Source organism: Paraburkholderia sp. EB58 (assembly GCF_050436665.1).
Lineage (GTDB): Bacteria > Pseudomonadota > Gammaproteobacteria > Burkholderiales > Burkholderiaceae > Paraburkholderia.
Map to the genome: position 1 here is coordinate 128460 of NZ_JBNDMQ010000007.1, position 19372 is coordinate 147831.

Annotated in this window: 20 protein-coding genes, 1 pseudogene and 1 riboswitch; of the genes and pseudogenes, 4 read left to right on the forward strand and 17 right to left on the reverse strand. The window is 60.1% G+C overall.

Features of this window, described 5'->3' with window-relative positions; genetic code table 11:
* Position 1 precedes the first annotated feature (1 nt).
* The 3 genes from P3T40_RS12665 to P3T40_RS12675 all read right to left on the reverse strand — a co-directional run bounded on the left by P3T40_RS12665 (position 2) and on the right by P3T40_RS12675 (position 3985).
* Entirely contained in the window at positions 2 to 880 is an 879-nt protein-coding gene (locus tag P3T40_RS12665) for a crotonase/enoyl-CoA hydratase family protein (RefSeq protein WP_429268035.1), read from the reverse strand.
* A 524-nt stretch (positions 881 to 1404) separates the two neighbouring features.
* Positions 1405 to 2508 (reverse strand): malate/lactate/ureidoglycolate dehydrogenase, encoded by a 1104-nt coding sequence (locus tag P3T40_RS12670; protein WP_429268036.1) that lies wholly within the window; start codon positions 2506 to 2508, stop codon positions 1405 to 1407.
* Positions 2509 to 2524: 16 nt separating this feature from the next.
* Positions 2525 to 3985: a M20 family metallopeptidase gene (locus P3T40_RS12675; RefSeq protein WP_429268037.1), complete on the reverse strand. Its 1461-nt coding sequence runs from the start codon at positions 3983 to 3985 to the stop codon at positions 2525 to 2527.
* Between the two features lie 231 nt (positions 3986 to 4216).
* Between P3T40_RS12675 and P3T40_RS12680 the strand changes: the two genes are divergently transcribed.
* From P3T40_RS12680 to P3T40_RS12690, 3 genes are all read left to right on the forward strand, one after another.
* On the forward strand, positions 4217 to 4525 hold the full coding sequence (locus P3T40_RS12680; RefSeq protein WP_429268038.1) for a superinfection immunity protein: 309 nt from the start codon (positions 4217 to 4219) through the stop codon (positions 4523 to 4525).
* Between the two features lie 82 nt (positions 4526 to 4607).
* Positions 4608 to 4704, forward strand: a riboswitch (ZMP/ZTP riboswitch).
* Between the two features lie 51 nt (positions 4705 to 4755).
* Entirely contained in the window at positions 4756 to 5388 is a 633-nt protein-coding gene (locus P3T40_RS12685; protein WP_429268039.1) for a LysE family translocator, read from the forward strand.
* A gap of 2 nt (positions 5389 to 5390) precedes the next feature.
* Complete coding sequence (locus P3T40_RS12690; protein WP_429268040.1) at positions 5391 to 5864, forward strand: GNAT family N-acetyltransferase; 474 nt, start codon at positions 5391 to 5393, stop codon at positions 5862 to 5864.
* A gap of 27 nt (positions 5865 to 5891) precedes the next feature.
* Here P3T40_RS12690 and P3T40_RS12695 read toward each other — a convergent pair whose 3' ends face one another.
* From P3T40_RS12695 to P3T40_RS12755, 13 genes and pseudogenes are all read right to left on the reverse strand, one after another.
* Positions 5892 to 6173 (reverse strand): YodC family protein, encoded by a 282-nt coding sequence (locus P3T40_RS12695; protein WP_429268041.1) that lies wholly within the window; start codon positions 6171 to 6173, stop codon positions 5892 to 5894.
* A gap of 463 nt (positions 6174 to 6636) precedes the next feature.
* Positions 6637 to 8145, reverse strand: a complete 1509-nt coding sequence (locus P3T40_RS12700; RefSeq protein ID WP_429268042.1) for an MFS transporter — start codon at positions 8143 to 8145, stop codon at positions 6637 to 6639.
* A 30-nt stretch (positions 8146 to 8175) separates the two neighbouring features.
* Entirely contained in the window at positions 8176 to 8802 is a 627-nt protein-coding gene (locus P3T40_RS12705) for a TetR/AcrR family transcriptional regulator (RefSeq protein WP_429268043.1), read from the reverse strand.
* A 33-nt stretch (positions 8803 to 8835) separates the two neighbouring features.
* Entirely contained in the window at positions 8836 to 9888 is a 1053-nt protein-coding gene (locus tag P3T40_RS12710; RefSeq protein WP_429268044.1) for a GlxA family transcriptional regulator, read from the reverse strand.
* Between the two features lie 54 nt (positions 9889 to 9942).
* Entirely contained in the window at positions 9943 to 10992 is a 1050-nt protein-coding gene (locus tag P3T40_RS12715) for a HoxN/HupN/NixA family nickel/cobalt transporter (RefSeq protein WP_429268045.1), read from the reverse strand.
* A 23-nt stretch (positions 10993 to 11015) separates the two neighbouring features.
* Positions 11016 to 11393: a nitrile hydratase accessory protein gene (locus P3T40_RS12720; RefSeq protein WP_429268046.1), complete on the reverse strand. Its 378-nt coding sequence runs from the start codon at positions 11391 to 11393 to the stop codon at positions 11016 to 11018.
* A 9-nt stretch (positions 11394 to 11402) separates the two neighbouring features.
* Positions 11403 to 12026 (reverse strand): nitrile hydratase subunit alpha, encoded by a 624-nt coding sequence (gene nthA, locus P3T40_RS12725; RefSeq protein ID WP_429268047.1) that lies wholly within the window; start codon positions 12024 to 12026, stop codon positions 11403 to 11405.
* A gap of 19 nt (positions 12027 to 12045) precedes the next feature.
* Positions 12046 to 12789: a nitrile hydratase subunit beta gene (nthB, locus tag P3T40_RS12730; RefSeq protein ID WP_429268048.1), complete on the reverse strand. Its 744-nt coding sequence runs from the start codon at positions 12787 to 12789 to the stop codon at positions 12046 to 12048.
* Positions 12790 to 12818: 29 nt separating this feature from the next.
* Positions 12819 to 13322: a DUF1097 domain-containing protein gene (locus tag P3T40_RS12735; RefSeq protein WP_429268049.1), complete on the reverse strand. Its 504-nt coding sequence runs from the start codon at positions 13320 to 13322 to the stop codon at positions 12819 to 12821.
* 49 nt (positions 13323 to 13371) lie between these two features.
* Positions 13372 to 14337: a CobW family GTP-binding protein gene (locus tag P3T40_RS12740; protein WP_429268050.1), complete on the reverse strand. Its 966-nt coding sequence runs from the start codon at positions 14335 to 14337 to the stop codon at positions 13372 to 13374.
* 442 nt (positions 14338 to 14779) lie between these two features.
* Positions 14780 to 15361, reverse strand: a pseudogene (locus tag P3T40_RS12745) (acyl-homoserine-lactone synthase); the annotation flags it as partial.
* A gap of 210 nt (positions 15362 to 15571) precedes the next feature.
* Entirely contained in the window at positions 15572 to 16021 is a 450-nt protein-coding gene (locus tag P3T40_RS12750) for a DUF4902 domain-containing protein (protein ID WP_429268051.1), read from the reverse strand.
* Between the two features lie 419 nt (positions 16022 to 16440).
* A complete protein-coding gene (locus tag P3T40_RS12755; RefSeq protein WP_429268052.1) occupies positions 16441 to 17412 on the reverse strand; it encodes a L,D-transpeptidase in 972 nt (323 codons plus the stop codon).
* A 370-nt stretch (positions 17413 to 17782) separates the two neighbouring features.
* Between P3T40_RS12755 and nadE the strand changes: the two genes are divergently transcribed.
* Positions 17783 to 18634 (forward strand): ammonia-dependent NAD(+) synthetase, encoded by an 852-nt coding sequence (nadE, locus tag P3T40_RS12760; protein WP_429268053.1) that lies wholly within the window; start codon positions 17783 to 17785, stop codon positions 18632 to 18634.
* A gap of 101 nt (positions 18635 to 18735) precedes the next feature.
* On the opposite strand, the gene P3T40_RS12765 is transcribed toward nadE, so the two are convergent.
* A complete protein-coding gene (locus tag P3T40_RS12765; RefSeq protein ID WP_429268054.1) occupies positions 18736 to 19002 on the reverse strand; it encodes an RNA recognition motif domain-containing protein in 267 nt (88 codons plus the stop codon).
* Between the last annotated feature and the right edge of the window lie 370 nt (positions 19003 to 19372).

The window sequence follows — 19372 nt, forward strand, 5'->3', positions numbered from 1 at the left end:
CTCAGGCTATGCTGGCGCTAGTCTGCCGCATCGTCGAGGTGCGGCGGTTCTGCAACATGACCAGCCGCTCCATGAAGGCCAGATCCTTCTCATCGATCGTGAAGGCGGCTTCCACCCAGTCCTCGGTAATCTCCATCAACTCGGCACGCGAGAGCTGCAGAACCCTCTGGCGCGCCCGCAACATGGCGCGGATGCCGTTCATTTTCGGGCGCAACGTGTCGATAAAGGTCCGCGTCGCCACATAGGCCTCGCCCGGCTCGAACAACTGATCGACGAGCCCCTTGCCCGCATACCACTCCGCCGTATGCGACTCGCCGACGCCGATCAGCTCTTCCGCGAGGCGCATACCGGCCTTGCGCGCGACCAGCGAATAGCCGCCCATGCCTGGGAACAGGTTGAACGCGATCTCCGGAAAACCCATGCGGGCGTCGTTCTGCGCGAGCAGGAAATGATGCGCAAGCGCGGCTTCGAAACCGCCCCCCAGTGCGGTCCCCTCCACCATGGCAATCGAGATGGCGCCCGTATCGAAACCGCGGGCGGCGGCATGCACGCAATCGACACAGGCCCGGGCATACGACATCAATGCCTGACGCCGGCCGGAGCGGATCGTATCAGCAAAGAAGTCGAGATCGCCGCCGACGTTGTAGATCGACGGGATCAACGAGCCTGTCACCCAGAAATCGATCGGCAGGCCGGAATCGCGTGCGGCCTGGGCGAGGCCAAGAATATCGTGCACCAACTCGAGGTTAAAGCAGGGACGCGGTTGCGCGCGCAACATCATCCACATGACGTTGCGCCCCTCCTCGTAGTAAGCGGAAATCTGAGACAAATTACCAGCTTCGAGGAACGGACGGCAGGCGTGATGATTATGAAGGTTCATTTTGTATCGGTCCTTTAAAGTTAAACGGCGGTGATGCAGGACGAGCCTAAAGCAGACATCAATCAGCTGGGAGCGGCCTGCCTAACGGACGAACACAAGTTGTCCTTGCAAGCCCGTGGCATGGGGGTGACCGAGGAAGTTTGAAACGGGAGCAGTCCGAAATATGCAAACGATTGCCCCGTGAAAAAGCGCACCGAAATTGACGTGTCAAAGCCCATCGGCAGGTCGATGTGTGCTCGAATACGGAATTTATTGCCGATGTTGAAGCAGACGGTAATTATTTACTGCCAGGCAATGCAATCGAAAATACTGCTTGAGGTTATTTTGGAGCGGTGATTGGGATGCGGGGGTATGGCGAGGAGAGGTGGCAGCAGGGGTACGCTGATTGATGGAGGGACGGGCCGCCAATTCGTTGCCGTCGCAGCATGCGCGACGGGCCCGATTGGCTAACCGACATCATTGGCGGGTGGTGGCGCCCACAACGAACGGGCAGCCCCAACTCTAATTCCGCAGGCAGGTCGTTGTTATTGCAGATGCCGGAACCAGCGCTCGACTTGCACCGCCGGCATGCCGACTGCAAGCGCTGCATCGTGGATCTGCTGCCAGGTGGCCGGGTCAATGGGCACGCCCTGAGCCTCGCGCTCTGCCCGCGTCGCGCGCTCGGGTTCGCCAGGCGCCTGGATGCGTTCAGTACCCGCGGCAAGTGGCGAGGCCTTCACCCACTCGACAAATGCATCGGCCTCAGCCTCGGCGTTCGGCGCATCGAAGGCGACAGGATTGATGATCACCGACAGCATGCAGTTGATGATGGCGTGGTTGGTACCCAGCGTATCCGCATGAGTCGTGAAGCCGCCGGACAATGCACCGCCGAAGATCTCGCACATTGCCGCCAGTCCGAAGCCCTTGTGGCCGCCAAATGGCAGCAGCGACCCGGCGGGCTCCTCGATCATCGCCTTCGGCTCGATCGTGGCCTGCCCTTCGTGATCGATCAACGCACCGGGCGGAACCTGCTTGCCCTGGTTATACGCGACCCGGACCTTGCCGAATGCCACGGCGCTGGTAGCGAAGTCGAGCACCAGCGGCGGCTTGCCGCTGCGCGGAAAAGCGGCGCAGAACGGATTGGTGCCGATGCGGCGGTCGGTCCCGCCGAACGGCGCAACGAGCGGATCGCCCGCCACGTTTACGAAGTGAAACGAGACGAGCCCGGCATGCGCGCATTGCTCGGCCCAGTGACCGATGCGGCCAATATGATGCGCGCCGCGCAGGCCCACCGCGCAGATGCCGAGGCGTTTCGCGCGCTCGATGCCGTGCTCCATCGCCTCATAGGCAACCACCTGGCCGAAGCCTTTGCCGCCGTCGATGGTCAGAACCGCGCCTGCGTCGCGCGCCACTTGTGCGTGCAGGTTGAGCTTAAGTTCGTCATCGCGCAACGAGGCCACGTAACGCGGAATCATCCCCACGCCATGCGAATCGTGACCGGTGAGATTCGCGGCCAGCAGATGGTCGGCAACCAGTTCGGCTTCACGCGGCGCACTGCCGGCTTGCTCCCAGATTGCCCGCACATAGTCGTGCAACGTTTCGGACGGAATTCTGAGCGGAGACGGGTAGGCAGGGCGGGGATCGGTCATAAGACGCTCAAAACCCTCAAGGCGCAGCGGCAATCACATCGGCAACCGCCGCCGTCAGCTTCTTGCCATACGGCACATGCAGGAACTCGTTCGGGCCGTGCGCGTTCGACTTCGGTCCGAGCACGCCGCACACCATGAATTGCGAGTGCGGGAAGCCTTCCTTGAGCACGTTCATCAGCGGGATCGTGCCGCCCTGCCCCATGTACGCGCAATCCGCGCCGTAATGCTGGCGTGACGCGTCATTGAGGGCCGTCGCGAGCCACGGTGCAAGCTCCGGAGCGCTCCAGCCGGTGGCCGCGCCGGCGTCCGGCCTGAAGGTGACCTTGGCGTTGTACGGCGGATCGAACTCGAGCAACGCCTTCAGTTCCGCGACCGCTTTGACCGCATCGAGAAGCGGCGGCAAGCGCAACGACAGCTTGAATGCGGTGCGCGGGCGCAGCACATTGCCCGCGTCGGCGAGGGCCGGTAACCCGGCGGCCCCCGTCACCGACAGCGACGGACGCCACGTCGAATTAAGCAGCGCCTCTTTCGGATCAGTAGTGGTGGGCAGCACCTGGCGGCCATCCTGACCGCACGCCCACGGGATCTTCTTCCAGACGTCGTCACCCAGAATGTGGGCGGTGGCCTCCGCTTCACGCAAACGATCGGCCGGAATCGGAGAATGGAAACCCTTCGGCAGCAGGTTGCCGTTCGATGCGTCTTCAAGACGATCAAACAGTTGCCGCATGATGCGGAAGCTCGACGGCGTGATGCCGCCGTAGCCGCCCGAGTGAATGCCTTCGTCGAGCACATGGACTTCGAGGTCGCCAGCGACCAGCCCGCGCAGCGACGTGGTCAGCCACAGCTGATCGTAATTGCCGGCACCCGAATCGAGGCATACCACCAGCCCCACTTTGCCAAGGCGCTCGCGCAGCGCGTCGACATACGGCAGCAGATCGTAGCTGCCCGACTCCTCGCAGGTTTCAATGAGGCCAACGCAGCGCGGACGCTCCACACCTTGCGCGTCGAGCGCGGCGAGTGCGGTGAGGCTCGCGTAGATGGCATAGCCGTCATCCGCGCCGCCGCGGCCGTACAACTTGCCGTCTTCGAGTTTTGGGGTCCACGGGCCGAGGTCGTTGCGCCAGCCGTCGAATTCAGGCTGCTTGTCGAGGTGACCGTAGAGGAGGATGGTCTCGGCGCTGCCCGAGCGCGTGGCCGGCGTCTCGAAGAAGATGACCGGCGTGCGGCCCGGCAGGCGGATCACTTCCAGCTTGAGGCCCTTGACCGGCTGTTGCTCCGCCCACTGCGCGGCGTCCGTCACCACGCGGTCGATAAAGCCGTGCTTGGCCCAGTCCGCGTCGAAGCCAGGGCTCTTGGCGGGCACGGCGATATAGTCGGTCAGCGCCGGCACGATCTCGTCGTTCCACTTGCGGTCCACAAATTCGCGGAGCGTGTCGTGATTGATCTGCCTCGTCTGCTGGGTGTCGTCGGAAATCATGTTGGCTGTCCGGTCGGTCGGTCAAAACGCACATGATAGACCTCTACGGTGCCGGCCTGAAGTCCCCCGTTCGGCCATGCCGTCTCGCGGCGCTGCAGCATGATGGCGCCGATGGACTGCGACTGCGCCTCGTCTTGACCGGGTCGATTCACGCTAAAACGGACGGCGCGCTGCGCAAATCTCCCATTCGCGCGACAATTGAAAGGTTCCAACTACGCTTGGAGAACCGCGATGGGAACCAGCACGGTCATTCAAGCCGTCGCCGCAGTCATCGCACTGGGGCTGTACTTCCTGCCGGCCATCCTCGCCGACCGGCGCAAACGCCATGACCTGCTGACGCTCGCGCTGTTCAACGCATGCCTCGGCTGGACCGGCTTCGGCTGGCTCGCGGCGCTCTATTGGGCGCTGCAGCCGAACCCGCCGAAGGACGTCGCCGTCGAAGTGGAGCAAACGCGGCGCGTCGTCAGGATGCGCAATTTTTCCGTGATGCTGGTCCAGCGCGTACAAAACCGCGCAACGCGGAACAAGAGCGACCGCTGAGACTCCGACCGGGGACCACCGGCGCAGGAGCCGCCCGCGTGCAGTCCGATTTGCCCGCTCCGCGTCACGCATGGAATAATCGTCCGGTCCGCGCAACTGGCGCTTGAAGATGGGCCACCATCGGGAAACGCGGACCGCGACACCAATCTCGCGAACCGCCGCGCGCCTGGGTATTGTTGCCTCGGCTGCCTCAGCTACATCAGCCGCATCAATCTCCAAGGAGCCCTGCCATGCCTGAACTCGCGAAGCTGCTCACCTTTGGTCTCGTCTCGCTCGGGATGGCGCTCACGCCCGGCCCGAACATGCTCTACCTCGTTTCGCGCTCGATCTGCCAGGGCCGCACCGCGGGTCTGATTTCGCTAGGCGGCGTGGCGCTCGGCTTCGTCTTCTATATGTTGAGCGCCGCGCTCGGCATCACCGCCCTGCTGCTCGCCGTGCCGTTTGCGTATGACGCGCTGCGCTTCGGCGGCGCGCTGTATATGCTGTGGCTCGCGTGGCAAGCGGTCAAACCGGGCGGCCGTTCGCCGTTTCAGGTGCGCGACCTGCCGGCCGACAGCCCACGCAAGCTGTTTGCGATGGGATTCGTCACCAACCTGCTGAACCCGAAAATCGCGGTGCTGTATCTGTCGCTGTTGCCGCAGTTCATCGAACCGCAACACGGCCATGTGTTGGAGCAGTCGCTGGTGCTCGGCTCGGTGCAGATTGCGTTTAGCCTGACGGTCAATTCGATTGTCGCGCTCATGGCCGGTTCTATTGCGGTGTTCCTCGCAAGGCGCCCCGCATGGATCCTGGTTCAGCGCTGGCTGATGGGCACCGTGCTCGCGGGCCTGGCGGTACGCATGGCCACCGAAGCGAGGCGGTGAGCATGCTGCACACGCGGGCGCTGGTTGCCGATGACCTCGAGCTGATTTGCCGCCATCGCTACGAGATGTTCCGCGAGGCCGGACGCGAACCAGCGGTGCTCGATCGGATGACGCCCGCCTTTCGTACCTGGCTGCAGCCACGCCTCGTCGACGGCACGTATTTCGGCTTTATCACGCTCGACGGCGACACGCCGGTGGCCGGCATCGGCTTGATGGAAATCGACTGGCCACCGCATCCGCTGCATCCGGAACAGGACCGGCGCGGCTACGTGCTGAATGTCTATGTGGAACCGAGCCACCGGCAACGCGGTATTGCGCGCATGCTGATGGATCGGGCGGAGGCGGCGTTTAGCGAGCGAGGCTTGCCGTATGCGATTCTGCACGCCACGCAGATGGGGCGCCCGCTTTACGCGGGACTCGGCTGGACCTCGACCACAGAAATGGCCAAAGCCGTACACGCGCCCCCAAGGGCGTGAGATTACGAATCAGTGAACCGGCGCGTATCAGCCCGAATGGGCCACGCGGGTGAAACGGCCCAGATGCACCGAACCCGGCGGGATGGAGCGCGGTTCGAGCCGGACTTGCTCCTGCTCGAACATCTCCTGGCGCAGTTCGCCGTACTCGTCGAACCATTGGCAAACCACCCAGTCACCCGCAGTCAGCGCGACGGGCCCGACATAGGTGACCGTCATGCGCGGGCCGCCCGACTTGAGCGTGACCACATCGCCGACATTGAGCGGCGCGATTGACGGTGTATCGAAAGCATCGAGGGTAGCGGTCAACATATCAATCCCCGGGATGAAAGCGTTGGAGTTTTTAACCCATTGTCTCAGACAGGTGGCTGGCGAAAGATTTAAAAAGTTTGCCAAGATTAACAATCGAATTTACGGTCTGCAAGTGATTTTTATTGATACCGTTTTCATACAGCGGGGAATCAGAATGCGGTCATCGGCTCGCTGAGCGAAACAATGCTCATACGGCCAAACCCCTAGCCTACAGGGGTTGCGGGCGCGTCTTCAGACGCGCGACGGGGAACAATTTACGTGAGTCCTAATATGCCAACGTAAAAGATGCCGGGATAATTTGTCAGACATTGAAATCGTTTTGAATCATTTCGTTTAATCAGATCAATTATTGTCGGAACCATCCATAAACGACCCAATCACCCATGAATTTCTCGGACCGCGAAGCCGGCTGCATTAATACGGTGCAGTGCAATACCCGGAATCGGTCAGGGTATTGCACAGATTACCCGGCGCGGCGCAGCGCGACCTGCTGATGGCGCACCAGCAGAACGCTCAGGCCAATGCACGTCAGCATCAATAGCGCATTGATACCGAGGCTGTACTGGAAGGCATGGGCGTAGGCATGGGGCGTCGCTCGTCCGCCCAGCACGCCGAAGAACGCGCCGCTGATGGCGGCCGTGCCGAACGCCGAACCGATCTGCAAGGTCGACGAGGCGACGCCCGACGCCAAGCCTGCCTTCTCGGGCGCGACTTCCGTGAGGATGATCCGCATGATCGACGGCAGCAGCAGGCCTTGACCGACGCCCGCGCACACCAGCCCGCAGTAGAACAGCAGATCCGGCGCGGGGGCTTGGGTGGCCGACCAGCCGGTCAGCGTGAAGCCCACCGTCATCATCGAAAAACCAAGCGTCAGTACATGTCCGCCGATGCGCCGCACCACCGCGGGCGAGGTCAGCGGTCCCACCACGAAGCCAATCGCAAACGGCATGATCGCGACGCCCGAGGCCAGCGGCGTCCAGTGCAAACCGGTCTGCAGGAAGATGCCGTAGGTCAGGAAGAAGGCGCTGTTGCAATAGAACAGGAACGCGAGCACGAGGCCAAGCGCAAATGCCGGATTGCGGAAGAGTTGCAGATCGACGAGCGGGTGGCCGCCGAGGCGCTCGACACGCCGCTCGGTTGCGATGAAGAGCGCAAACACCGGCACGCTCAAGGCGAACATCGCAAACGTCCAGGCCGGCCAGCCGGCTTCACGGCCGTGGGTCATCGGATAGATGATGAGCAGCAGCAACAGCGAAAGCAGACCCACGCCCTTCAGATCGATACCTGCACGCACGGCCGGCTGGTTTTCCGGCACGAACTTCCAGGTGCCGATGAACGCCAGGATGCCGACCGGAATGTTGATCAGGAAAATGATGCGCCAGTCGAGGCCGAACGGCCGGTACGTGATCAACGCGCCGCCGCCGAGTTGTCCGACGATCGACGAGAGCCCGAACACGAAGCCGTAGAAGCTCATGACCCGGGTCTGCTGGGAAAGCGGCACGACCGCACGAACCGTCGCCAGCACCTGCGGCGCCATTACCGCCGCTGCGATGCCTTGCACGATCCGGGCGAGCACCAGCACGTGTCCGTTCGGCGCCAGACCACAGAGTGCCGACGAGATCACGAAACCGGCCATGCCGGTCATAAACATGCGGCGGCGTCCGTACAGGTCGCCGAGGCGCCCGCCGGTGATCAGCAGCACGGCGTACGCAGATGCGTAGGCCGAGACGATCAGCTGCAACTGCGCGTCCGCGGCGCCCAGCCCGGTGTGAATAGCCGGCAGCGCGAGATTGACGATGAAGTAATCGAGCGGCGCGAGAAACGCCCCGACGAACAGCACGGCGAGCGCAAGCCCCTGACGCTCGAAACGCGGCGGCGCCCCGGCCGAGCAAGCGGAGCCCGCGGCGCCACCCACGGCCCGTCCGGGAACGGCGAAGGCCGCCGGCGAGGATTTGACGCATTCGCTATTCATGACCATTCGTTCAATAATTAGGCAAAAAAATTACACGAGGGCACGCATCGCGACATCCACGATGGCGGTCAACTCGCGTTCCTCATGTGCTACCCGGCCGAGTACGCGCAGCCCCTGAATAATGCACAGCAGAAAATTGCTGACCGCTTTTTCGTCGAGCGTCGAACTGAATGCCCCGCTCGCCTGGCCGCGGATCACCGCGGCTGCAAGCAGCGTGGCCATGCGGCGCTGGATCGAGGCGATGCGCTCGCGCAGCGCGTCGTCGTCCGCCTGCATTTCCAGCGTGGTATTGGTAATCAGGCAACTGCGCCGAGTCGCCAGCCCGGATGCTGCCTTGGCGTAATGCAGGATGGCGCTGCGCAGCGCCTCCATGGGAGGCAGTGGCGCGTTCAGACGCTCGGCGAGCCGGGCAATCGAACCGTCCGCGTAATGATCAAGGGCGGCCAGCATGATGCCGTGCTTGTCGCCGAACACGCCGTACAGGCTGCCGCGCAATAGGCCGGTTGCCTTGCAGAGGTCGTCGATCGACGTGGCGTGATAGCCGTGGCGCCAGAATACCTCACTTGCGTGCTCGAGCACCGTGGCGGTGTCGAACTCACGCGGGCGCCCTCGGGCGCTCGTGGTGCGGGTCTTCTTCAGTGTGGCGGCCTGGGTCATGGAAGTTGATATTATGACTATCCATTCAATAAATCAAGCCTGCTGGGTGTGGGGGTTTGAGGGGATGCGTCGGACCGACTCGACAGAGTTCGAGCGCGGATCTTCCACTTCATGGTTGCCGCCCTGCGACCTGAACCGATCTCGATAGTCAGACGGATTAATTTGCAGCCGACGGAAAAACGTCCGGCGGAAGCCATCGGTACCATCGAAGCCGCATCGAAGTGCGATGTCGCGCAACGAGAGATCCGATCCTTCCAGATATCGTCGAGCTGCATCGATACGTGCATTATTGAGGAACGTCATTGGCGTGACGCCGCATTCCTTCGTAAAGGTCCGCGCGAGGTTGCGCTCGCTCATGTGGATGCGCCCGGCTAGCGAAGCCACAGTATGATCAGCGTCGAGGTTGTCCAGCATATATTGCTGCAGCACGGCGGTTTGCGATCCGGGGGCGGCTTGTGACTCAAGCAAAGGACTGAATTGGGACTGCCCTCCTGCTCTGCGCAAATAGACAATCAGATACTTCGCGACATCCAGCGCCATCGCCCGTCCGAAATCATCCTCGATCATCGCCAAAGACAGATCGATTCCCGCCGTCACGCCGGCCGTCGTGTATATCTTCCCGTCTTTAACAAAAATATTATCCGGCTCAATCTTTGCACGCGGAAAGGTGGACGCGAGTCGCGGTACATCCATCCAGTGTGTGGTCACAACCTTGTTGTCGAGCAACCCGGCTGCGCCTAGCGCAAACAATCCATTGCAGATTGCCGCAACCCGGCGCGCCGTCTTATGTTGGGCTTTGAGCCACTCGCTCAAGGCGGGATCGTCGAATGCTTCGAAGATGCCAAGACCACCGGGAACAACCACCGTATCGAAATCCGGACAGGTATCGAAGATGGTTCTATCCGGAACAACCGTCAGGCCACTGGATGAGCGCACGCTACCGCGAGTTGTTCCGATGGTGAGCATTTCATATTCGGACTGCCCCCGGCTTAGCACCTTCACCTCGCCGAATGCGTCCTTGGGTCCGGCAATATCGAGCAGCTGAAAGCCTGGAAACAAGACCATGCCAACCTTTATCTGCCTCATCTCGAATCACCTGGTGCGGACCTTCAGATCATCGGGTAGCGTGCCAAACATGCGCTATGCGGAAGCGGCTTCCCGCTCGTATCCTTTCAGTTTATAGACCAATCCGGAAGCGAGCCATCCGACAATAAAGATGCCTACGATGCAGAAGCCGAGCAGATTGAAGTTGTCGTTAACCATGTCGATGAAGCGCCAGAAACTGCCTGAAAAACTAAACGCCTGGCTAACAAGTCCAAGCGCCTCCACACCTCCCAGCATCAGTGCGACAGTGGTGGACAACAAAGTAATCGTCAGATTGTAGTAGAGCTTACGAAGCGGCTTAACAAACGCCCACCCGTAGGCACCGAGCATCAGGATCCCGTCGGTTGTATCGATCGTGATCATCCCGGCTGCGAACAGACACGGGAACGCGAGAATGGTCCACATCGAAAAACCAGCCGACGCCTGCGATGCCGAGGTCCCCATCAGGGCAATTTCGGTTGCCGTCTCAAAGCCCAGCCCGAACAGAATACCCAGAGGAAACATCAGCCAGCTCGACCGGATGAGCCGGAACAGCGGCTTGAAGAGCCGCGCAAGGAAGTTGCCCTCGAACTGTGTCAGTCGAAGATCGCTGTCATGGAGCGGGGCGCCGCTTTGAGCACGCTTGAACGCACGAAAAATGTCCCAAAGCAGAACGATGTTCACCACGCCGATGGTGACAAGAAAGGCCGCAGACACAAAATTGCCAATGGCTGCGCCCGTTTCCTGGAAGACTTCAAAGCGATGCGTCAGAGCTTTTGTTGCCAATGCAACTGCAGCCGCACCCACCACCACCGTCAGCGAATGCCCGAGCGCAAAGAAGAAACCCACACTAACGGGACGCTTTCCGTCACTCATCAGCTTACGTGTGACATTGTCGATTGCAGCAATATGGTCAGCGTCCATCGCATGCCGCAGCCCGAAGCTATAAGCAAGGAAAGCCGTTCCCAACAGTGCGGGCGAGGAACGAAGGACAAGCCACGCCCATGTCCACGCCAACAGGTTGATCAAGGCAAGTGTCGCGTACATTGACACGACCTTTCCGCGCGTGGACTCGCCAGCGCCGTGCGTGATGGATGCAGTATTCATGAGGGCGTCCTTTGATTGAATGACTAGTGTTCCAGGCTACTTGAATTCGGGTGCGCCACGTGCCCGGCGGGACGTCGCGCGATCATGACTTCTGCTAGTTCGTTCGTAGACAGGACTCCGCTTGCCTCGACAACATCGAGCAGTGCCTCGAGAAACCGCTCGTAGTAGTCCCAGCGCGGTTGAGTTCCGCACTCGGCGGCCTCCCATCTGCCGATGGCCGCGATCAACGACTGCCGAAAATCCTCCCACTCGAAGCAGCCTGCCTTCGACAGAGACAACGCGAGCCCGAAGACGTCACGTTCCCAACGATTTGAAAAGAACAGCTTTCCGTCGAGACGCGGCGGCGAATCTGCTTCGCCAAGCATGGAGGCCGCCGCATATTCCTCGAAGCGCGTAAACATGAATTTCTCCTAGGGCGCCGGCGCGGCAACCAGCGCCACGCCCATCATCGACTCGGGCGTAACGAGACTCGCGAGTTGCTCCTCGCTAAAGCCTTCCGTGTTCGCCGGCCGCTCGGGCACCACGAACCAGCGAATCTGCGCGCTGCTGTCCCACACCTTGACTTCCTTGGTTTCCGGAACCGTAATGCCGAACTCACGCAACACTGCGCGCGGTTCACGCACGCCCCTCGCCCTGAAAACCGGATCCTTGTACCAGTAGGGAGGTAAGCCGAGAACCGGCCACGGATAACATGAGCACAGCGTACAAATAATGAGGTTATGAACGTCCTCATCGTTTGCAACGGCTGCCATGTGTTCACCTTCGGCACCCGTCATGCCGACAGGTAAATCCAGTTCGGCAATCGCCTTTGGTGTATCCGCGACGAGTCGCTTTTTGTAGTCAGGATCGACCCATGCCCGTGCAACGATTTTTGCGCCGTTGAACGGACCTGCCATCGTCTCGAAGTGTTGCAACACCGCGTCCACAGAATCGCTTCCGAGCACACCCTTTTCAATCAGAAGGGCCTCAAGCGCTCTGACTTTGGCGGCGCTTGACGCTTCGCGATCCTTATCAAACTGGAATAGATCAGTCATCCTCGGTCACTCACTATGTTCAATTGGCGGGTTGCACGTACGCTTCGTAGAGGTCGGCGTAGATCGTGCTGTTGACTTCGCTCTTGCCCTCCCCCCAGATGTCTGCAGGCTTGAAAGCGACACGATAGACGGGCATCGGATCGCCAATTCCATCGACACCTGTCGAAACGAAGTAGTTGAATGCCCCGGGGTAGACAAGATCGATCATTCCAGGCTTGTTCCGGAGGTAACCGGGCAGTCTCGTATGGTCAACAGCCTCCGGATCGGCGATACGGACAGTGTCGCCAACCGAGAAGCGGGCCGGCGTCGGAAGTGGGTGATAACCCGAGTCCCCCTGCTTAAGGTACGCATCGATCTGTTTGCCGATGGCCTCGTTCGGCCTGGCGGGAAGTTCCGCCTCCGGGTTCGAACGGTAGTAGCCGATCTTCTCATTCAGTTCGTCGCTCGTGATATAACCCTGATCGATGAAGAACTGCGAGATTCCACCCAGCCACTTCTCGTAGTAGCGGAACTTGAAGTACTCGAAAGGTTGCATGTCTTCTGCGCCGGTCCGTAGCGAAGCCCACGTCCAGTCATTCCTGAATGTCGTAGGCAGTTCCTTGACCGGGTAGCGAGCTAGCGCGTCGGACAGGTGTGCGCTCTCCGCCATCATTACAGTGTGGATTCCAAATATGCGTTTCTCCCAGTCTTCGACGAATACTCGCGTTTCAAGGTTGACCGGCCCGAGATTCTCGAGACCGCCTAGGTGGTGTTGTAGCTTCACTTTATGCTCCGAGAAAGAAAAACCTGATGTCAGCCGAGCTTCGCTTCGCGCTTATGGCAAAGCGCATCGCCCAAAATCTCCGAAGCGAATCCGAACACTCCACCCAGGACCAATGCTGCCGCAGCCGCCAGGGCCGGGTTACCGAGGCCGATCATCGTGATCGATTTGCCGGAAGCGACCGTTGTCCCGACTGTCGATGCGAAACCCCACACGATCGCAGGAAGGACATCCAGCAGCTTTATCTTTGACGCCTGAACCATTGCTGCACTTCCAATGCCGACAAGCACCGCAATTCCGAATGCGGTATTGCTCATGGTTGCGATGCCCAGCAATGTCAGGGAACTAATCGCGAGCCCGGCCAGATTCGAGGCAACGCTCTTTACAAAGCCCCCCGGTCCCGCGCCGAGAACGAAGAACGACGCCCATGCGATAAAGGTCACCCAAACCGGAACCGGGAACACAGTGCCGGTGATCCAGGTGTCCAATACCGCGAGAAGACCAATGCTAATGGTGTAGGCCTCAGACTTTTTCATCGTATGCTCCTTAAGGAATTCGGATTCGATGGCGGTTTTCGTTGAAAGACTAGCTAGTACAACTAAGCAGACCGTTCCGGAGTTGCGCTTCGTCCAGATTGCGGCCAATCACTACGAACTTGCTGTCGCGCGCCTCGCCAGACCACGGTTTTCCGAAGCGGGAGTCGAGGAGCATATGCACGCTGTGAAAATGCAGGCGTCGCGCCTCGCCATTCAGACTGAGCACACCTTTCATGCGTAACAGGCTTTGGCCCTGTGACTGCACAAGCTGGTTAATCCAACGGTTGAAGCGCCCCGCGTCCAGAGATCCGGGAACGATGAACGCACACGAGGCGATCGAACTGTCATGCTCGTGGTCGTGCTCGCCGTCGTCGAGAAGGCCGGGTTCGACAGACAGCAGGTTGTCAAGCGAGAAGCTCCGGACGCCAAGTAACGTGTTGACATCCACCGCAGACTGATGCGAAACGTCGATTGATGCGGATGGGTTGAGCGAGCGGATGAGCTCGACGAGTGCAGTGACATCGGCGCGCGACGCGACATCGGACTTGTTAATGATGATCCGGTCCGCGAACACGACCTGCTCACGTGCGATGTCATCGTCGAGCTGCGCCTTCGCGTGACAGGCGTCGACCACAGCGACGACCGATTCAAGCTCGACGCGATCGCGGATGTCAGGGTCGGCGAGAAAGGTCTGAAGGACCGGCGCCGGGTCGGCGAGTCCGGATGTTTCGACGATCAGGCGCTCCAACCTGTCCCCGTAGCGCTCTAAAAGCTCATTGACACTTGACACCAGGTCTGTGCGTACGGTGCAGCATACGCATCCATTGTTGATCTCAATGACGGCGTCCTCTTCAGCGACAATCAGCTGGCCGTCAATGCCAACCTCGCCGTATTCGTTGACCACAATGCCGATCTGCATGGGTCTTGTCGCAGCGAGGATGTGGTTCACCAGAGTCGTCTTGCCGGCGCCGAGAAATCCGGTGACAACAGTCGTAGGTATCTTCTTGAGTCGCATCGCTTTATCCAGTGGCGCTCAGTGATGCACTGAGCAAGCGTGCGATAAATAGCGACTTCCGGGCCGAAAATCGGGCGGTGGCCGTGTTGAGGTTGTTGTTGGCAGAAATCGCTGGATACGATTGCCGGATTTGCAGGAACAGGCGAATACAGACAGAGAGCACCCGTGCCCGGTTGACCTGCGCACCGTCTCAGGATGTACCGGATTGGTGCTCGAGGGGCCAAAGTCGTGCGTTTTGCACGACTACGAGCGAACCCAAGCCTGATTCGCCCGATCGACACCTATAACGCCGTGCATTCGTCCGGGCGATAATTCAGCAACTTGCGACGGCATGCCCCGATGCATCAACGCCTTCCGCGTAGATCGAATCGATCGAAGTCATCGGGTCAGCCACGCGTCGACTGGAGGCCCCGATCCGCGCTCGAGCCGTGTCATGCGTGACATCCACACCGAGTGCCGAAAGCGTCTGACTGTCGATATCGATCCAGCAGGCAACCACCATTCTGCCGTCGATGCATTGCGCCGGTCCGGCCCGGTGCGCATGCACGCCGATGCGCCGGAATAAGCGCTCCATGCTGAGGTAGGTCACGCCGATAATCTGGCGCGCGCCCAGCCGGGCAGCACAGCTCACGACCGACGCCAGCATTGGGCGAAAGAACCACGTGAAATTGTCACCTGCCGCCGGATCTCCGGCAATCGGGCTGGCAGCGAATCGGGAGAGTTCCCATACGTCAGTTGACTCGGGCGCCGGCATTCCCTCGGCGAGCAGAAATGGAAATAGTTCTTTCAACAGATAAGGCTGCGTGGTCGGCAAAAGCCTCGCGCAACCACAAATCGAACCGGCTTCGTCACGTCCGACCACATAAACCGTGTCGTCACGGTCGTATTGGTCACGTTCGAATTCATCGTCTGCCATCGGCAAGCGCCACCCCAACTGCTTGACGAATACTTCATGCCGATACTGCGCAAGCGCATTATCTACAGCCTCAGGCAACCGTCCATCGTCGTGAATGAAAGTCTGCATGGTGCACCCCTGGTCGCTTTTTAACGAACGCATTACAGCGCGCACGGGGTTGTGCAGTAACTGATAGATTTGACAGGGCGTTATGAAGCGATGTTTTCATTCGCCGATATATTCAGCCACACCATCAATTCAGGATTGCAAAAAGCGAACTTCTTTTGGCTTTAAATAAGCGATGAAGTGTTTTAAATGTTTGCATTGCCACTGCCAGGCTTACTGTCGTTGAAAAGAGGAAAGCGTGGGATGCCTCCCCTTCAAGCCGAGTGCGACGGTGGCCGAGACCGGATTCGACCAGTTCAAACCCGTGAGCCTGTGCGCCAGCGCCCGTGCGGTGCGCACCATTCCAAGGTCGGTGCATGAACCATCAACGGCCATGAGATTGCTTCTCACGTCGCCCCAGGCGATCATGAACGCGCCTGACGTGCCATCGATATACCAATCCCAACCAACCGATACTTGCGAAGTTAATGGGTGGATTGCGCCTTGCCATTCTGTATAGCCAGCATCGAGAGCATCAATCGCATCGGCGCGTAAATCCGCCAACAGCCCCTCGTCGATGCCCGAAGAGACATGGACCAGCGTCAACCGGGTCAACATGACCTCGGGAACACGCACATAGCCATCAGACGATGAGCAGTGAAAGAGCAACGGAGGGAGTGTCATCGGGGCTGTACCTTTCGTTATAGCGGGACGATCGTTAAAGCAATCGCAACCGGGCTGACCTAGCCGCCCGAAAGCGCCCTTTAAGACGCGCGCAGTATATTTATAATATCTATTGCACGCGCGATACCTGTGAGGTCTGACAGGTCGTGGATGGGCGTCTACGGTCCCGTTCGCACCCAAACGAACACAAAAGAAAAATGATGAGGCGATTTCAAAGTATTATTGGCGGGCTCGCTGTTCGTTTGACAGAGTTCGACAGCGCCTGTAACAGACGCGCTTAACCGTCTGTTGCTCGATACCCTCTCTCAGGTTCTGGCGGCCCTCGGAAAAGCCAGAACTTTTCACGCCAGCGCAAGCTGGCGTTTTTTTCTCCTCAGCGATGAGGATGAAGTTGGTATGCGTCGCGCATATCATCCCGCTCAATCCGCCGTATCCCCGCCGGCCGGTACACTCGCACGGGCCTTGCTCCCCGGCGCCGGCGACCACGAAGGGCGCGTCTTGCGTTCGGAGTCCACGACGACGATGTAGCGCCCTGCCCACGGCGTCACCTGGCGATCGCTATGCAGTACCCACAGCGACTGGCCTGACTCGGCTAGCGCCTCATACTCCGCGTCGAGAATGCCGTAGTGGTCGAGGAAGACATTGAGCGACGCGGGAATGCGCACACACCCTTTCGAATGGCGAATGCCGAGCAGCGGTTCGAGCTTGTCGGGATCCGTGGCATGCATCTGGAAGCGCATCTGCGACATGCCGCCCTTGCCCCAGCCACGTTCGCCTTGCGCCCACCCGAGATCGAAGATCCGCATGTCGCGCTTGCCGTAGCCACGAATGCCGTTCTGATTCATCGTGCCTTCGGCGCGGTAATCCATATTGTCAGGGGTATGTTCGAACACGCCGAGCGGTGTAACGAAGTGGTCGAACTCGCCCGGCCTTCCCGTTGCCACCGGCGACGCGCCGATCATCACCCACCTGTCGGACGGCGCCGGACGAAAATAGATGAAGAGCGCCTGAACGTTGGCGCTCCGATCGACAAGCACGACATATTCGCCCGACAGATTGCCGAGTTGATTTTGGGCAAGCGCCGCCTCGAGCCGTTCGCCGTACTCCTGCTGGACCGCTGCCGGCACCTTCAGACGGCGCGTGACGTCGCGGGCAAACACGGCGCGCAACAACAGCGCCCGATGTGGATCGACCACGCCCGCTGCGTCCGGGGCCGCGACGGCGGAGGCTGTGATATCGACCGGCGGCGGGGGCACGCTCTTCTGCGCCCCTGCACCAAAAGCGAGACTGAAAGACAGCGAGAATAATACGGCGCCCAACGTACGGCTTATATTTCCAACGCATAGCGCCCAGTTGGCAGAGCTCCGATTAACTCCAGTGCAATGGATCATTCTGCGTTTCACAGGCGGGTCAAGCCGTTTCTTGTGGTTCATCGTGTGTTTGGGAAAACCTGCCTATCATTGACCGTCAAGCAGTTTATTCAACATGCAGATGGACACGATAGTACTCAGCGCATCCGTTTCTGTAAATCACCGATCTGCCCGACTGCAGCCGGTTATATTTTGAGTTTTCGACATTTATGTGTCGTTTCGCTCGCGCATTTAAATCGACAACCGGACTGAATCTAAACCAAAACTCCGCCGCTAAACCGACCGCTGCAGATGGACGGTATAAGCGGCAAAATAGCCAACGTTGGCGCCTGGATGAATGTTCAGCCTGCCTGCCCTCGTCGAGCAACCCGCACACTTGCAAAGGAACAACATGACACAAGACGATCCGGCCGAGCGCCAACGGCGCATTGCTGCGGAAATGCACGTCACGGAAGATTTCGTCGCAGAGCGGGAGATCGAGCGGCGCATCACGTTCCTCGCGGACTACCTGCGCGCGAGCGGCCTGAAGACGTACGTGCTCGGCATTAGCGGCGGCGTCGATTCGACCACGGCGGGGCGTCTCGCGCAGCTTGCGGTCGAACGCTTGCGCGCGGAGCACTGCGAAGCGCGGTTCGTCGCGGTGCGCCTGCCTTATGGAGTCCAGCAGGACGAAGCGGATGCGCAGCAGGCGCTCGCCTTCATCCGCGCCGACGAAAACCTCAGTATCAACGTGAAGCCTGCGGCCGACGCGATGCTCGCATCATTGACCGCGGCTGGCGTGCCGTTCGCCGATGCGACGCAGCAGGACTTCGTGCATGGCAATATCAAGGCACGGCAACGCATGATTGCGCAGTACGCGGTAGCGGGAGCGCGCGCCGGGGTCGTGATCGGCACCGACCATGCGGCCGAGTCGGTCATGGGCTTCTTCACCAAATTCGGCGACGGTGGCGCGGACATTCTGCCGCTCGCGGGGCTCAACAAGCGGCGGGTACGCGCCATCGCGCGGGCGTTGGGCGCCTCCGACGCCATTGCGCACAAGGTTCCCACGGCGGACCTGGAAATGTTGCGTCCGCAACGTCCTGACGAGGATGCGTATGGCATCCCGTACGATGACATCGATGATTTTCTGGAGGGTAAGGCGGTCACGCCGGCGGCCCGCGAGACGGTGCTGCGGTTCTATGAAAGCACGCGTCACAAACGTGCCCTGCCGTACACGCCATTCGACTGGCCAGCGCAGTCGTAAACGCGCAATGCGCACCACGAAGTGCGCAACGGTGAAGTGGCGACAGCGACACGGCATATGCCTGTCTAGCCGCCGACTGGAAAACGCGTACAACGGATCGCTCAGCGAGGCGGCGGATCTTCCTCGTCGAACAACTCGCTGCTGGCGGTGAGCGGAATGCCGCCCAGATGCTTGCCCTGCAACTGCCGCGCGATCACTTCGCCGACGTACGGTCCGTCCGTCTCCAGTTCGACTGTGGCATACGCCTTGGGCGTGCCGATCTCGTGGACCGTCACGCTCTTCGCGTAGTGACCCAGTTCATGCTCGAGAAACTCGCGTACCTCCTGCTCGGAGCACGATTCGGCGATATTCCTGACGAACAGGTTCATATTCGCAATGCCTTAGCGCCTGCGGCGGTCCGTGCTGCGGATGCGAACAGGCTGGAGGCTAGCGCGCCTTCTGGCTTCCGCGATGGCAGCGGCACCGGTGATCAGAGCTGCGCCGAATGCAGCCAATGACAGATAAAAGGCAATCATTTCAATCTCCCCTTCGAATTTCGTCCTGTTATCAGGATAGACAGAATCGACCGCGGATACGATGCGACACGATGTCTTGAGCAATTTCGATTCCAGCTATCCCGCCACCAGATGGCTTACCGAACCATGCCGGAAAGCGAAATGATCTGTTGACGGATAACGCCCGCAACAGGCAGTCTCGAAAAAACCCCTTAATGCACTGTACCTGAATAACCACGAAGAC

What these genes read in the sequence shown, in the direction of transcription:
- P3T40_RS12665 (WP_429268035.1), bottom strand. Translation starts at nt 880, where the DNA reads ATGAACCTTCATAATCATCACGCCTGCCGTCCGTTCCTCGAAGCTGGT.
- P3T40_RS12670 (WP_429268036.1), bottom strand. Translation starts at nt 2,508, where the DNA reads ATGACCGATCCCCGCCCTGCCTACCCGTCTCCGCTCAGAATTCCGTCC.
- P3T40_RS12675 (WP_429268037.1), bottom strand. Translation starts at nt 3,985, where the DNA reads ATGATTTCCGACGACACCCAGCAGACGAGGCAGATCAATCACGACACG.
- P3T40_RS12680 (WP_429268038.1), top strand. Translation starts at nt 4,217, where the DNA reads ATGGGAACCAGCACGGTCATTCAAGCCGTCGCCGCAGTCATCGCACTG.
- P3T40_RS12685 (WP_429268039.1), top strand. Translation starts at nt 4,756, where the DNA reads ATGCCTGAACTCGCGAAGCTGCTCACCTTTGGTCTCGTCTCGCTCGGG.
- P3T40_RS12690 (WP_429268040.1), top strand. Translation starts at nt 5,391, where the DNA reads ATGCTGCACACGCGGGCGCTGGTTGCCGATGACCTCGAGCTGATTTGC.
- P3T40_RS12695 (WP_429268041.1), bottom strand. Translation starts at nt 6,173, where the DNA reads ATGTTGACCGCTACCCTCGATGCTTTCGATACACCGTCAATCGCGCCG.
- P3T40_RS12700 (WP_429268042.1), bottom strand. Translation starts at nt 8,145, where the DNA reads ATGAATAGCGAATGCGTCAAATCCTCGCCGGCGGCCTTCGCCGTTCCC.
- P3T40_RS12705 (WP_429268043.1), bottom strand. Translation starts at nt 8,802, where the DNA reads ATGACCCAGGCCGCCACACTGAAGAAGACCCGCACCACGAGCGCCCGA.
- P3T40_RS12710 (WP_429268044.1), bottom strand. Translation starts at nt 9,888, where the DNA reads ATGAGGCAGATAAAGGTTGGCATGGTCTTGTTTCCAGGCTTTCAGCTG.
- P3T40_RS12715 (WP_429268045.1), bottom strand. Translation starts at nt 10,992, where the DNA reads ATGAATACTGCATCCATCACGCACGGCGCTGGCGAGTCCACGCGCGGA.
- P3T40_RS12720 (WP_429268046.1), bottom strand. Translation starts at nt 11,393, where the DNA reads ATGTTTACGCGCTTCGAGGAATATGCGGCGGCCTCCATGCTTGGCGAA.
- nthA (WP_429268047.1), bottom strand. Translation starts at nt 12,026, where the DNA reads ATGACTGATCTATTCCAGTTTGATAAGGATCGCGAAGCGTCAAGCGCC.
- P3T40_RS12735 (WP_429268049.1), bottom strand. Translation starts at nt 13,322, where the DNA reads ATGAAAAAGTCTGAGGCCTACACCATTAGCATTGGTCTTCTCGCGGTA.
- P3T40_RS12740 (WP_429268050.1), bottom strand. Translation starts at nt 14,337, where the DNA reads ATGCGACTCAAGAAGATACCTACGACTGTTGTCACCGGATTTCTCGGC.
- P3T40_RS12750 (WP_429268051.1), bottom strand. Translation starts at nt 16,021, where the DNA reads ATGACACTCCCTCCGTTGCTCTTTCACTGCTCATCGTCTGATGGCTAT.
- P3T40_RS12755 (WP_429268052.1), bottom strand. Translation starts at nt 17,412, where the DNA reads ATGATCCATTGCACTGGAGTTAATCGGAGCTCTGCCAACTGGGCGCTA.
- nadE (WP_429268053.1), top strand. Translation starts at nt 17,783, where the DNA reads ATGACACAAGACGATCCGGCCGAGCGCCAACGGCGCATTGCTGCGGAA.
- P3T40_RS12765 (WP_429268054.1), bottom strand. Translation starts at nt 19,002, where the DNA reads ATGAACCTGTTCGTCAGGAATATCGCCGAATCGTGCTCCGAGCAGGAG.